The organism is Paenarthrobacter sp. NPDC089322 (assembly GCF_040684895.1).
Taxonomy (GTDB): domain Bacteria; phylum Actinomycetota; class Actinomycetes; order Actinomycetales; family Micrococcaceae; genus Arthrobacter.
Genome location: NZ_JBFBGW010000006.1, coordinates 116,307 through 129,628 on the forward strand (window position 1 = coordinate 116,307; position 13,322 = coordinate 129,628).

Annotated in this window: 13 protein-coding genes; 11 read left to right on the top strand and 2 right to left on the bottom strand. The window is 64.3% G+C overall.

Features of this window, described 5'->3' with window-relative positions; genetic code table 11:
• The first annotated feature begins 77 nt into the window (after positions 1-77).
• From infB to AB0N65_RS08890, 3 genes are all read left to right on the top strand, one after another.
• Entirely contained in the window at positions 78-2,927 is a 2,850-nt protein-coding gene (gene infB / locus AB0N65_RS08880) for a translation initiation factor IF-2 (protein ID WP_364160218.1), read from the top strand.
• Between the two features lie 77 nt (positions 2,928-3,004).
• On the top strand, positions 3,005-3,502 hold the full coding sequence (gene rbfA / locus AB0N65_RS08885; protein WP_364160220.1) for a 30S ribosome-binding factor RbfA: 498 nt from the start codon (positions 3,005-3,007) through the stop codon (positions 3,500-3,502).
• 82 nt (positions 3,503-3,584) lie between these two features.
• Positions 3,585-4,097, top strand: a complete 513-nt coding sequence (locus tag AB0N65_RS08890) for a nucleoside deaminase (RefSeq protein ID WP_364160222.1) — start codon at positions 3,585-3,587, stop codon at positions 4,095-4,097.
• 24 nt (positions 4,098-4,121) lie between these two features.
• Here the strand turns inward: AB0N65_RS08890 and AB0N65_RS08895 are convergent, their stop codons facing one another.
• Positions 4,122-5,276, bottom strand: coding sequence for an aminotransferase class I/II-fold pyridoxal phosphate-dependent enzyme (locus AB0N65_RS08895; RefSeq protein ID WP_364160224.1), 1,155 nt, complete (start codon positions 5,274-5,276; stop codon positions 4,122-4,124).
• Between the two features lie 34 nt (positions 5,277-5,310).
• Here AB0N65_RS08895 and truB point away from each other — a divergent pair, with 34 nt between their 5' ends.
• The 8 genes from truB to AB0N65_RS08935 all read left to right on the top strand — a co-directional run bounded on the left by truB (position 5,311) and on the right by AB0N65_RS08935 (position 13,050).
• Complete coding sequence (truB, locus tag AB0N65_RS08900; protein ID WP_364160226.1) at positions 5,311-6,243, top strand: tRNA pseudouridine(55) synthase TruB; 933 nt, start codon at positions 5,311-5,313, stop codon at positions 6,241-6,243.
• Positions 6,244-6,245: 2 nt separating this feature from the next.
• On the top strand, positions 6,246-6,599 hold the full coding sequence (locus tag AB0N65_RS08905; RefSeq protein ID WP_364160228.1) for a hypothetical protein: 354 nt from the start codon (positions 6,246-6,248) through the stop codon (positions 6,597-6,599).
• A 20-nt stretch (positions 6,600-6,619) separates the two neighbouring features.
• Positions 6,620-7,081: a hypothetical protein gene (locus AB0N65_RS08910; protein ID WP_364160230.1), complete on the top strand. Its 462-nt coding sequence runs from the start codon at positions 6,620-6,622 to the stop codon at positions 7,079-7,081.
• 67 nt (positions 7,082-7,148) lie between these two features.
• On the top strand, positions 7,149-8,132 hold the full coding sequence (locus tag AB0N65_RS08915; protein ID WP_364160232.1) for a bifunctional riboflavin kinase/FAD synthetase: 984 nt from the start codon (positions 7,149-7,151) through the stop codon (positions 8,130-8,132).
• Positions 8,133-8,330: 198 nt separating this feature from the next.
• Positions 8,331-8,600: a 30S ribosomal protein S15 gene (gene rpsO, locus AB0N65_RS08920; RefSeq protein WP_144663024.1), complete on the top strand. Its 270-nt coding sequence runs from the start codon at positions 8,331-8,333 to the stop codon at positions 8,598-8,600.
• A gap of 235 nt (positions 8,601-8,835) precedes the next feature.
• The gene (locus AB0N65_RS08925; RefSeq protein ID WP_364160235.1) at positions 8,836-11,085 is read left to right on the top strand and encodes a polyribonucleotide nucleotidyltransferase; all 2,250 of its coding nucleotides are present in this window, start codon (positions 8,836-8,838) and stop codon (positions 11,083-11,085) included.
• A gap of 77 nt (positions 11,086-11,162) precedes the next feature.
• Entirely contained in the window at positions 11,163-12,506 is a 1,344-nt protein-coding gene (locus AB0N65_RS08930; protein WP_364160237.1) for a pitrilysin family protein, read from the top strand.
• 82 nt (positions 12,507-12,588) lie between these two features.
• On the top strand, positions 12,589-13,050 hold the full coding sequence (locus AB0N65_RS08935; protein WP_364160239.1) for a DUF1579 family protein: 462 nt from the start codon (positions 12,589-12,591) through the stop codon (positions 13,048-13,050).
• Positions 13,051-13,053: 3 nt separating this feature from the next.
• On the opposite strand, the gene AB0N65_RS08940 is transcribed toward AB0N65_RS08935, so the two are convergent.
• Entirely contained in the window at positions 13,054-13,320 is a 267-nt protein-coding gene (locus tag AB0N65_RS08940; protein ID WP_364160241.1) for a MoaD/ThiS family protein, read from the bottom strand.
• Between the last annotated feature and the right edge of the window lie 2 nt (positions 13,321-13,322).

Genomic DNA, 13,322 nt, shown 5'->3' on the forward strand with positions numbered 1-13,322 from the left:
CCGCATGTGTGGCGAGGGTCCGCAGTAAGAAGTAGACGGTTCGTGCCTGGCTCGGTGCGGACCGAGACAGGAGAAATGTGGCCAAGGTCCGCGTACATGAGCTCGCCAAAGAGCTCGGTATCACTTCCAAAGATGCAGTAACCAAACTGCAGGAATTGGGCGAATTCGTTCGCTCCGCCTCTTCCACCATTGAGGCCCCCGTCGTGAAGAAGCTTCGCGACGCCTACCCGGGCGCAGGAGCTGCAAAGTCGGCCGCACCCGCAGCAGCTCCCAAGGCTCCGGCCGCACCAGCAGCGTCCCGTCCGGCTGCTCCGGCACCCGGCCCGGCAGCTCCGAAGGCTCCGGCCCCCGCGGCTCCTGCTCCGGCAGCTCCGGCACCGGCTGCACCCGCTGCCGCGACGCCCGCTGCTCCGGCAGCATCCACCCCCGTTCAGGCAAAGCCCGGAGCGCGTCCGGCTCCCAAGGCTGAGACGCCGGCTCCGGCACGCCAGGGCGGCCAGGCTCCGCGTCCCGGTGGTCCCCGCCCGGGCAACAACCCCTTTGCTACGTCCCAGGGCATGCCCCGCGGCCGTGGCGGCGACGGCGAACGTCCGCCGCGTCCGGGCAACAACCCGTTTGCTACGTCCCAGGGCATGCCGCGTCCGGGTGGCCGCAACGAGGGCGAACGCCCCGGTGGTCCCCGTCCCGCTGCCGGTGCGGGCGGTCCCCGTCCCGCAGCCGGTTCCGGTGGACCGCGTCCGGGTGCTCCGCGCCCCGGTGCGCCGCGTCCGGGAGCACCGCGACCCGCTGGTGGTCCCGGCGGCAACCGTCCTACTCCGGGCATGATGCCCAACCGTACCGAGCGTCCGGCTCCGGGTGGCGCAGGCCGTCCCGGTGGTGCCGGCCGTCCGGGCGGACCGGGTCGTCCCGGTGGCGCCCCCGGTGCCGGTACCGGTGGCGGTGCACCCGCCGGCGGTGGCTTCGGCAAGGGCGGCCGTGGCCGTGGAGGCACCCAGGGTGCCTTCGGCAAGGGCGGTGCGGGCCGTGGCAAGCAGCGTAAGTCGAAGCGCGCAAAGCGCCAGGAACTGGAGCAGATGAGTGCTCCGTCGCTGGGCGGCGTGACCGTACCCCGTGGCGACGGCGAGACCATCATCCGCTTGCGCCGTGGTTCCTCCATCACGGACTTCGCCGAGAAGATCGATGCGAACCCCGCATCGCTCGTGACCGTGCTGTTCCACCTTGGTGAAATGGCAACGGCAACGCAGTCCTTGGATGAAGACACCTTTGGCCTGCTCGGCGCCGAACTGGGCTACAAGCTGCAGGTTGTTTCGCCGGAAGACGAAGAGCGCGAATTGCTCGACTCGTTCGACATCGACCTCCAGGGCGAACTCGACGCCGAAGGCGACGACGTCCTTGAGGCACGTCCGCCGGTCGTCACCGTCATGGGTCACGTTGACCACGGTAAGACCCGCCTGCTCGACGCCATCCGCAACTCCAACGTTGTGGCCGGCGAGCACGGTGGCATCACCCAGCACATTGGCGCTTACCAGATCAGCCACATCCACGAGGGCACTCCGCGCGACATCACGTTCATCGACACCCCCGGCCACGAGGCGTTCACCGCCATGCGTGCCCGTGGTGCCAAGGTCACGGACATCGCCATCCTGGTTGTCGCAGCCGACGACGGCGTCATGCCGCAGACGGTGGAAGCGCTCAACCACGCACAGGCGGCCGACGTGCCGATCGTCGTCGCGGTGAACAAGATCGACAAGGAAGGTGCCAACCCGGACAAGGTCAAGGGTCAGCTCACCGAGTACGGCCTGGTTCCCGAAGAGTACGGTGGCGACACCATGTTCGTTGAGGTCTCTGCGCGCCAGAACCTGAACATCGATGAACTGATCGAAGCTGTCCTCCTGACGGCGGACGCCGCCTTGGACCTGCGTGCCAACCCGGACAAGGACGCTCGAGGCATCGCCATCGAAGCCAACCTGGACAAGGGCCGCGGTTCCGTGGCTACCGTCCTGGTGCAGTCCGGTACCCTGGCGGTTGGCGACACGATCGTGGCCGGTACAGCCCACGGACGCGTCCGTGCAATGTTCGACGAGAACGGCGAGGCACTCGATGTCGCACTGCCGTCCCGTCCGGTCCAGGTGCTCGGCCTCTCCAACGTGCCGCGTGCAGGTGACACCTTCCTGGTGACGCCTGACGAGCGTACGGCCCGCCAGATCGCCGAGAAGCGTGAAGCGGCAGACCGCAACGCTGCGCTGGCCAAGCGCCGCAAGCGCATCAGCCTGGAAGACTTCGACCAAGCTGTCGCCGAAGGCAAGATCGACACCCTTAACCTCATCCTCAAGGGTGACGTCTCCGGTGCCGTGGAAGCCCTCGAAGATGCCTTGCTCAAGATCGACGTCGGAGACGACGACGTTCAGCTCCGTGTCATCCACCGCGGTGTGGGTGCCATCACGCAGAACGACGTCAACCTGGCAACCGTGGACAACGCCATCATCATCGGCTTCAATGTCAAGCCGGCTGAACGGGTGGCCGAACTGGCCGACCGTGAGGGCGTCGACATGCGCTTCTACTCCGTCATCTACGCGGCAATCGATGACATTGAGATGGCTCTCAAGGGCATGCTCAAGCCGGAGTACGAAGAGGTTCAGCTCGGTACCGCCGAGGTTCGCGAAGTCTTCCGTTCGTCCAAGTTCGGAAACATCGCAGGTTCGATCGTCCGCACGGGCATCATCCGCCGTAATACCAAGGCACGCGTCAGCCGCGACGGCAAGGTCATCGGTGACAACCTCACCGTTGAGACCCTCAAGCGGTTCAAGGATGACGCCACTGAAGTCCGTACCGACTTCGAGTGTGGTATCGGCCTGGGCTCGTTCAACGACATCGCTGAAGGCGACATCATCGAGACCTTCGAGATGCGCGAGAAGCCGCGCGTCTAGGTTCCGCTCGGAACGGGTCCGTCGGGAAGTCCCGGCGGACCCGTTCCGTCCCCGTTTCTACTTTTCAGGAGGAAGACATGGCCGATCCGGCACGCGCTGCCAAATTGGCGCAGCGGATAAAGGTTGTCGTCGCCGAGGCACTTGGTCGCAGGATCAAGGATCCGCGCGTCGAAGCCATCACGGTCACGGACGCCCGCGTCACCAACGACCTTCAGCACGCCACCGTCTACTACACCGTCTTCGGTGACGAGGTAGCCCACTCCGACGCCGCCAAGGCATTGGAGAAGGCCAAGGGTGTGCTGCGCCAGGAAGTGGGCCGCAATATTACGGTCCGCCTCACCCCGACCCTCGAATTCGTGGCCGACCAGATACCGGTCAACGCCTCCAACCTTGAGGATCTGCTTCGCGAAGCCAAACGCCGTGATGCCGAGGTGGCTGCATTGGCCGCAGGCGCCAAGCACGCCGGCGATGCCGACCCGTACAAGAGTGCGCAGGAGATCGACGAAGACGACTTCGACGAAGAGGAGCTTGACCTCTCCGGCGATGACGACCTGGACGAAGACGCACACCGTTAACGCCTTCCGTGTTTGTCCACAGATGCCCTTTAGAGCTTCTCTAAAGGGCATCTGCCGTACCCGGACTCGCTAAGATCGGAGCATGCCGGCGCACAGTCTTCAAGATCCCGATGCCCAAGAACCCGATGCCCGCGACCGCGAGCACTTCCTGAACCAGGCCATCCAGCTCGCCGTCCATAACGTTTCCGACGGCGGCGGACCTTTCGGTGCCGTGGTGGTCACCCCTGACGGGACTGCGCATCAGGGGGTCAACCGGGTTACCCGGGACAACGATCCAACAGCGCACGCTGAAGTTGTTGCCATCCGACGAGCGGCAGCGGAAACAGCTAATTTCGACCTCAGCGGTTCAATCCTTTACGCCAGTTGCGAGCCGTGTCCGCTCTGCCTCTCTGCGGCACTATGGGCAAGGATCGGGCGTGTCTACTTCGCCGCCGACCGTCATGGGGCCGCCCGTGCAGGCTTTGATGACGCTGTGTTCTATGAGTACTTCGCCGGAACGAACCCCGCTCTGCTTCCCGTGGAACACAACCCGCTGGACCTCTCCGAGTCTCCGTTCGAGGCGTGGCGCAACAACGCCGGACGCACGGACTACTGAAGCGACCAAAGCACCTCGGCGCTGTCAGGCACGGGCAGGAAGGCGACTGACGCCGTCGAGCAGGTTTTCCTGGTCCCCGCAGAGCGCAATCCGGATCCAACCCTCGCCAATCGACCCGAAGGCCGTACCGGGAGCGACAGCGACTCCTGAATCCGTCAGGAACGACCGCGCCCAGCCCCGGACGTTGCCGCCGCTGACATGCGAGACGTCCGCCCATAAGTAGAACGCACCTTGCGCTCCGAGGAACGGGATCCCCTTGGCTTCAAGAACAGCCGAAGCCGCGTCGCGATTGCTGCGGTAATGGTTGCGGGCTTCCGTCACGTAGTCCTGCGGACCGGTCAATGCTGCCAGTGCGGCATACTGCGGCGGTGAGGCCACGCAGGACACGATCGATTCCATGACGTTGTTCATCTTCTTTTCCAAGCCCGGCGGGCAGACCAACGCGCCGATGCGCAGGCCCGTCAGGCCATATGTCTTGGACAGCGTCAGGGACGTGAAGACACGGGCTTCGCCGGGGACGTCGCTGTCGAAGCGGGCCGGGCTGACATGAGGTACGTCAAAAGTGAAAGCCTCGTAGCACTCGTCGGAAATAATCCAGAGGTCGTGCCGCACGGCCAGGTCCACGAGCCTGCGGGTTGCTTCCTCGGTAATAACCGCACCCAAGGGATTCGAGGGGGAGTTCAACATCAGGACCCGTGTCCGGGGTGTGATCAGGGCTTCGATGTCCTCGATGCGGGGTTGGAACCGGTTCTGCGGGTACAGGGGGTACTGCACGGGCACTGCGTTGAGGAGCCGGCTCGTCATGGCGAACGTTGGGTACCCGGGGTTGGGAATCAGGATTTCGTCGCCGGGGGACAGGAGCAAGCTCATGGCCAGATGTATGCCTTGCTGGGCGCCGGCCACCACATAGACGCGCTCCGCGCCGATCTCGACGTGATGATGCTCACGGAACCTGGCCGCAAAGGCCTCCCGCAAAGCGGGTATGCCGGCGTTCGGCGTGTAGTTGGTTTCATCGCGGTCGAGGCACGCGATGCCGGCGTCGAGCACATGCCGTGGCAGCGGGAAGCCGGGTTCGCCGATGCTGAGGACCACTGCGCCGGGAGTGGCCCATGCGGCTTCCGTGATTTCGCGGATCTGGTTGACGGGGACATCGCGGACGTGGGCAGCAAGCTCAGGCATGGGAGCAATCCTAGCCACCGATATACTGGTAAGCGTGCTTTCTGGACTGGTGATCGTTGACAAACCGCAGGGATGGACCAGCCACGATGTGGTTGGCCGGATGCGGCGACTGGCCGGTACCCGGAAAGTGGGGCATGCTGGAACGCTCGATCCCATGGCGACGGGTGTCCTGGTTCTGGGCATCAACAAGGCCACGCGGCTCCTGACCTACATCGTGGGCACCTCCAAGACCTACACCGCCACCATCAGGCTCGGCGAAAGCACCATCACCGACGACGCCGAGGGCGACGTCACGGAAACCCGCAGCGCGGCCGGCGTCACGGCTGACGCCATCGCGGGTGGGGTCGCCGCCTTGACCGGCCCCATCCAGCAAGTACCGAGCAGCGTCAGCGCCATCAAGGTCAATGGTGAACGCTCCTACGCCCGCGTCCGCTCGGGTGAGGAAGTCAAGCTCGCGGCGCGTCCCGTGGTGATCCACCGCTTCGACGTCCACGCCATCAACCGGCTCGACGGCGGCCGGGTAGTGGACATCGACGTCACCGTCGAGTGTTCTTCAGGTACGTACATCAGGGCACTCGCCCGGGACCTGGGCAGCGCTTTGGGTGTTGGCGGGCACCTGACGGCCTTGCGGCGGACCCAAGTGGGCCCATACACCATCGACCAAGCCCGTACCCTGGAGCAACTCGCTGAGGAACTGGAGATCCTGGAGATGTCACTGGCCGCGCGGTCCCTCATGCCCAACCGGGAATTGAGCGATGACGAAACCACGGAGATTTCCTTTGGACGGCGCATTTCCGCGGGTCCGGGAGCCGGAACCCCTGCTGCCGCGACGGCCGAGAACCCTGCAGCGGCGTTCGCGCCGTCCGGAGAACTGGTCGCCCTCTTGGCCGACAGCGGAAGCTTCGCCAAGCCTGTGCTGGTCTTTGCGCCCGGCACAGGAAACGGCGGAACAGGTCAAGGTACGTAGGCATGGACGGCTACTTCTACTCCATCCTCATCGTCGGCCTGATTTCCACGATTCTCTGCGTGGTGGCCGGCGCCATGAAAAAAGCCCCGAACGACCTCACGATCTTCTCGGTCCTCGCCGTTGAACTCGCCTTGGTGGTCTACCTCGTCGGCTCCATCGTCCGCGTTGCCCTGGGGGAGCACATTGCGGGCGAAGCATGGGAGTTCTGGGGTTACCTGGTCACCGCGTTGATGATTCCACCGGGTGCCGTGTTTTGGTCCATCCTTGAACGGACCCGTTGGAGCAACTTCGTCCTGGCCGCGGTGGGAGTCACCGCACTCGTCATGGCCGCCCGCATGAACCAGATCTGGTACTGACCTTGAAGGAAGAACACAACGTGACCGGAACCGAGACAGAAGCCGTCAACGGGCAGCCTCAAAAGTCCACCAGGGACACCCGGAACACAGGTCCCGGCAGGCTGCTGATCGCCGTGTATGCCGTGTTCGCGCTCTCGGCCACAGCCCGGGCCGGCTACCAGATCGCCACAAAGTTTGCCGAGGCACCGCTGGCGCATGTCCTCTCTGCCTTCGCAGCAGTGGTCTATATTGTCGCCACCGTTTCCCTCGCCAAGCCGGGCAGGACGTGGTTCAAGGTTTCGCTTGCAGCCGTCCTCGTCGAACTCATTGGGGTCCTGGTGGTGGGAGCCGTGAGCCTGTTCGATCCGGTGGCTTTCCCGCACGATACTGTGTGGTCCCTGTTCGGCCGTGGTTACGGGTTTGTTCCGCTGGTGCTGCCCATCCTCGGCCTGCTCTGGCTCAACCGCCGCCGGCCGTCAAGGACGAACGGCCACAGCGGGTAACCTTAGAATGTTCCGGCGCCGGGAGGATGCCGGACGGAACGCATAACTGCAGTAAAAGGCGAGGTTGATGGTCCACATCTGGAACGATCCCACCGAAGTCCCCAAGGACTTCGGCCCAACAGTCGTTACCATTGGAAACTTTGACGGCGTCCATCGCGGCCACCAGCACGTCCTTGCCCAATTGACGGACACCGCCCGGCGGCACAATATCCCCTCCGTGGCCGTGACCTTTGATCCCCACCCCGCCCAGGTGCACCGCCCGGACTCTGCTCCCGAGCTCATCATGGGCCTTCAGGACAAACTCGAGGCCTTGGGCCACACAGGCATCAATGCCGTCCTCGTCATGAAGTACACCCTGGATCTTGCGTCGATGACGCCCATCGAGTTCGTGCGCGACATCCTCCTTGACGCCCTGCATGCCAAGCACGTCGTGGTGGGTCACGATCTCCGCTTCGGCGCCGGGAACGTAGGGGACGTCGTCACCATGCAGGAGTTGGGCGAACGGCTCGGCTTTGGAGTGCAGGTGGTGAATGAGTACGGTGCAGGAGGCTTCCCGGTCCATCACGACGGCGACACGGACCGGCGCTGCTCTTCCACCTGGGTCAGGGAGGCCTTGTCCGAAGGCGACGTCGTGACTGCTGCCGCCGTCCTCGGCCGCCCCCACCGCATGCGCGGCGAGGTCGTCCACGGAGCCGCACGCGGTCGCGACCTCGGTTTTCCCACTGCCAACCTCTCGCATGACTCCACAGGGTACGTACCCGCGGACGGGATCTACGCCGGATGGCTGATCGACGAGGCCGGAACCCGCTGGCCCGCGGCTATCTCGGTGGGCTCCAATCCCACCTTCGATGGCGTCAGCAGACAGGTTGAAGCCCACGTCATCGACCGTCCCGAAGAAGCGGTGGAGGATTTCGACCTCTACGGCCAGACGGTCGCGGTCGAATTCACCCAGCGGTTGCGTGGCATGGTCGCTTATACGGGACCCGAAGCACTCGTGGAGCAGATGTGCCTCGATGTGGCGCAGGCGCACGAACTGCTGGCCCGCCGCTGAGGAACGCTGAAGACCTTGGGCGGCAGGCCGCCGTCGAACCCTGCTTTCGACAACACTGCTGACCTGCCGGTAAACTGATGAGTGGTTCCGGCCGCAGTCCGTGGCAGCTGGACCTGCTTTTGTGTGCGGTGACGCGCCAGAGGCAACCCGTCCGCGCAGCGCTGGATCGGGAAGCACGGCACAACTCTAGGAGTTCACGTGGCACTTGACGCCGCTGTAAAGCAGTCCATCATCAAGGAATACGCAACCTCTGAAGGCGACACCGGTTCGCCCGAGGTCCAGGTTGCAGTCCTGACCCAGCGGATCAAGGATCTGACTGAGCACATGAAGGAGCACAAGCACGACTTCCACACCCAGCGCGGTCTCCTCGCGCTGGTTGGTCGCCGCAAGCGCATGCTTTCCTACCTGAAGGACACTGACATCGCCCGCTACCGTTCGCTCATCGAGCGTCTCGGCCTGCGCCGCTAGTCTGCCTTGGGCGGCCCGGTCCCTTGTGGAACGGGCCGCCTTCTTCAACAACTAAAAACAGGAATCAACCGCATCGCGCATTCGCGGTCCTCGGTAGTGATTCCCGGGATGCACATCGGAGGCGATGTCAGCCCGTGGATCTCGATCGATGACCGGGTGTCGTACAGGCCAGGAATAAAGAAGAGGCCTGGGTTGGTGCGGCGGACTTCCGCTAACAGAAACGGAGGTGACTCTCATGGAGGGTCCCGAAATCCAGTTCTCCGAAGCGATCATCGACAACGGCCGGTTCGGCAAGCGTGTCATCCGCTTTGAAACCGGCCGCCTTGCCAAGCAGGCTGCCGGCGCTTCGATGGTTTACATCGACGAAGACACCGCACTGCTGTCCGCAACCACTGCCGGCAAGCAGCCGCGCGAGGGCTTCGACTTCTTCCCGCTGACGGTTGATGTTGAAGAACGCATGTACGCCGCCGGCCGTATCCCGGGCTCGTTCTTCCGTCGTGAAGGCCGCCCGTCCACGGAAGCCATCCTGGCTTGCCGCCTCATGGACCGCCCGCTGCGTCCCGCCTTCGTCAAGGGCCTGCGCAACGAGGTCCAGATTGTCGTGACCGTCCTGGCCATCAACCCGGACGAGCTCTACGACGTCGTCGCCATCAACGCTTCCTCCATGTCCACGCAGCTTTCCGGCCTGCCGTTCTCCGGCCCGATCGGTGGCGTCCGCGTTGCGCTGATCGCCGACGAGCAGGGTTCGCAGTGGGTTGCTTTCCCGAAGCACTCGCAGCTTGAGAACGCCGTGTTCAACATGGTTGTTGCCGGCCGCATCGCGGGCGACGACGTCGCCATCATGATGGTCGAAGCCGAAGCCACGGACAACTCCTGGCAGCTCATCAAGGAACAGGGCGCCACGGCTCCCACCGAAGAGGTTGTTTCCGAAGGCCTCGAGGCGGCCAAGCCGTTCATCCGTGCGCTGTGTGAAGCCCAGGCCGACCTGGCCGCCCGCGCAGCCAAGCCCACGGTCGAGTTCCCCGTCTTCCTTGACTACCAGGACGACGCCTACGCCGCCGTTGAGGCAGCCGCAGCCGACAAGCTCGCTGCCGTCTTCCAGATCGCCGACAAGCAGGAACGCGACAACGCCTCCGACGCCCTCAAGGACGAAGTCCTGGGTGCCCTCGCGGCAGACTTTGAAGGCCGCGAAAAGGAACTTTCCGCAGCTTTCCGTTCCGTGACCAAGCACGTGGTCCGCCAGCGGATCCTCAAGGACCAGATCCGCATCGACGGCCGTGGCCTGACGGACATCCGCCAGCTGACCGCCGAGGTCGAGGTTCTGCCCCGCGTCCATGGTTCTGCCATCTTCGAGCGCGGCGAAACCCAGATCATGGGTGTCACCACGCTGAACATGCTCAAGATGGAACAGCAGATCGACTCGTTGTCGCCGGTCACGCGCAAGCGCTACATGCACAACTACAACTTCCCGCCTTACTCCACCGGTGAGACGGGCCGCGTCGGTTCCCCGAAGCGCCGCGAAATCGGCCACGGAGCACTCGCAGAGCGCGCACTGGTTCCTGTTCTGCCCACCCGCGAGGAATTCCCGTACGCGATCCGCCAGGTATCGGAAGCTTTGGGTTCCAACGGTTCCACCTCCATGGGTTCCGTTTGCGCCTCGACGCTCTCCATGCTGAACGCCGGTGTGCCGCTCAAGGCTGCTGTTGCCGGTATCGCCATGGGCCTCGTTTCCGACCAGGTTGACGGCCAGACGCGCTACGCCGCACTGACCGACATCCTTGGTGCCGAAGACGCCTTCGGCGACATGGACTTCAAGGTTGCCGGTACGTCCGAGTTCGTCACGGCAATCCAGCTCGACACGAAGCTCGACGGCATCCCCGCTTCCGTGCTGGCCGCAGCCCTGAAGCAGGCCCGCGAAGCCCGCCTCCACATCCTCGAGGTCATCAACGCTGCAATCGATACCCCGGATGAGCTCTCCGAGTTCGCACCGCGCGTCATCGCAGTGAAGATCCCCGTTGACAAGATCGGTGAGGTCATCGGCCCCAAGGGCAAGATGATCAACCAGATCCAGGAAGACACCGGCGCTGACATCTCCATCGAAGATGACGGCACTGTCTACATTGGCGCCACCGATGGTCCGTCTGCCGATGCGGCACGTTCGGCCATCAACGCCATTGCCAACCCGCAGGTACCGGAAATCGGTGAGCGCTACCTGGGTACGGTCGTCAAGACCACCACCTTCGGTGCTTTCGTTTCCCTGACCCCGGGCAAGGACGGACTGCTGCACATCTCCGAACTCCGCAAGCTGGCCAACGGCAAGCGCGTGGACAACGTGGAGGACGTCGTTTCCGTGGGCCAGAAGGTCCAGGTGGAGATCACCAAGATCGATGACCGCGGCAAGCTCTCCCTCTCTCCGGTCGTTGCCGAAGAAGAAGGCGCAGCCGAAGAAGCTCCTGCCGAGGCCGCAGAAGCCTCCGCAGAGTAGTCTGTAGAGAAGTACCCGGCGGGGCCGGTGGACTTGAAGGTCCACCGGCCCCGCTGCCCTTTACCCGAAAGGTCTTGATGACTGTCGTACCCCTGCCGCTGGAACAGACACTTCCCGGCGGCGAATTGATCCATGGTGCCGAGGGTGGTTCCGTCGTACGGCGCTCGGTCCTGCCGGGCGGTGTCCGCGTCCTCACGGAGGCAATGCCCGGGCAGCGCTCGGCCACCATCGGTTTCTGGGTTGCGGTCGGCTCACGGGACGAAGCCGAGGGGCAGCACGGTTCCACGCACTTTTTGGAACACCTTTTGTTCAAGGGCACCAAGAGGCGGACTGCCTTGGAAATCGCCTCGGCCTTTGACGAGGTTGGTGGCGAGTCCAACGCTGCCACTGCGAAGGAAAGCACCTGCTACTTCGCCCGCGTCCTGGACACCGACCTCCCCATGGCCATCGACGTCATTGCAGACATGATCACGGGCGCCGTCCTGGATCCGGCGGAACTGGAGCAGGAACGGGACGTCATTCTCGAGGAAATCGCGATGGACAGCGATGACCCCACTGATGTCGCCCACGAAAAGTTCGTGGAGGCTGTCCTTGGCAGCCACCCCCTGGCGCGCCCCATCGGCGGAACGCCGGATGCCATCAGGGCCGTACCCAGGGATTCAGTGTGGGAGCACTACCAGCGTTACTACCGTCCGGAGGAACTGGTCATCACCGCGGCCGGTGGACTCGACCACGATGTCGTGTGCGGACTTGTGCTCAAAGCGCTGGAAGCCGCGGGTTGGCAACTCGATCCCGGGGCAGCACCCGTGGAGCGACGGGCCACGGATCGCGCCGTGATCACCGGGACGGCGGGCCTCCACGTCGTTAAGCGCCCGGTGGAGCAAGCCAACATCATCATGGGGTGCCCCACCATCGTGGCAACGGACGAGCGCCGCTTCGTCATGAGCGTTCTCAACGCGGTGCTCGGTGGGGGAATGTCATCCAGGCTTTTCCAGGAGATCCGCGAGAAGCGCGGACTTGTCTACTCCACCTACTCCTTTACGGCCGCCTACGCCGACGCCGGATACTTCGGTATGTACGCCGGCTGCACACCCTCCAAGGTCCGCCAAGTGCTGGAACTGCTGGGTGTGGAGCTCGACAAGCTTGCCAGGGACGGCATCACCGAGGAAGAACTCAGGAAGGCCGTGGGCCAGCTCAGCGGCGGCATTGTCCTCGCCCTTGAGGACACCGGCTCCCGCATGTCGCGCTTGGGCAGGGCCGAACTGGTGTCCGGAGAGTTCCAGGACATTGACGAGACCCTTGCCCGGATCAAGGCCGTCACCGTCGAGGAAGTACAGGTCCTGGCGCAGGAGCTCGCCTCGGCTCCCCGCACCGTTACCGTGGTGGGTCCGTTCGAAGAGGACGAGACTTTCGGCTTCTGAGGCCCGGGCAAGCTGGACTCCCCGGCAGGAAAAGGGCAGCATGATCACACGATGATGCTGCCCTGTCCACTTTGGAGCCGTGATGAACCTGCCCCCGACCGGTCGTGCCGCCCAGATGCTGGAGGCGTTCATCGGCCACTGGCGCGGAATAACCGAGATAGCGTCGTCACCGTGGGGGACAGCGCGGACCGCTGAAGCGGAGTTGGCCTTCACCAAGGCGGCCGGGGGACACGCGGTCGTGCAAAGCTACCGGCACCGCGAACCTGACGGGACGCATTTTGAGGGCCATGGCATGTTTACGGTGGACGCTTCCCATGGCGACACGCTGTGGTACTACGTGGACAGCATGGGCCGGCCGCCTTCCGCCCCGGTCCGGGGGACGTGGAATGCAGGAACATTGTCTTTGGAGCGCAGGACGCCTGACGGCGTGGCCAGGCATACCTTCCGCGTGGATGAGGGCGTGTTGGTGCACACCGCGGAATTGCGCCTGGAGGGGAGCAGCGGATTCAGTCCGCTCCTGAAGAGTGTGTTCCGGAAGGCCTGATTGTCAGCCGCCCGCGAAGGGCGGGAGGACATCGATGACGTCCTCAGCACCCAGCGGCGCCGAATGGTCCCGGACGGCGACTTCGTTGCGGAGGAAGCTGCTGCGCGCCACGATCCGGGCAAGTGGTGGTGTGCCCTCCGGAGGCAGGGGACGTTCGACGGCGAGGGCGGCTTCCAGGAGTGCCTCCAGGCTGGTGCCTTCCGGGAGCGGGTGGATTTCCTCTTCGACGCCTGCAGCCGCGCGTGCCGCAGCGAAGTAACGGACAAGCAAGG

Bases quoted from the DNA above. Each gene is read 5' to 3' on its own strand.
- AB0N65_RS08915 (WP_364160232.1), top strand. From the start codon at position 7,149: ATGGTCCACATCTGGAACGATCCCACCGAAGTCCCCAAGGACTTCGGC.
- AB0N65_RS08890 (WP_364160222.1), top strand. From the start codon at position 3,585: ATGCCGGCGCACAGTCTTCAAGATCCCGATGCCCAAGAACCCGATGCC.
- AB0N65_RS08925 (WP_364160235.1), top strand. From the start codon at position 8,836: ATGGAGGGTCCCGAAATCCAGTTCTCCGAAGCGATCATCGACAACGGC.
- rbfA (WP_364160220.1), top strand. From the start codon at position 3,005: ATGGCCGATCCGGCACGCGCTGCCAAATTGGCGCAGCGGATAAAGGTT.
- AB0N65_RS08935 (WP_364160239.1), top strand. From the start codon at position 12,589: ATGAACCTGCCCCCGACCGGTCGTGCCGCCCAGATGCTGGAGGCGTTC.
- AB0N65_RS08930 (WP_364160237.1), top strand. From the start codon at position 11,163: ATGACTGTCGTACCCCTGCCGCTGGAACAGACACTTCCCGGCGGCGAA.
- AB0N65_RS08895 (WP_364160224.1), bottom strand. From the start codon at position 5,276: ATGCCTGAGCTTGCTGCCCACGTCCGCGATGTCCCCGTCAACCAGATC.
- AB0N65_RS08905 (WP_364160228.1), top strand. From the start codon at position 6,246: ATGGACGGCTACTTCTACTCCATCCTCATCGTCGGCCTGATTTCCACG.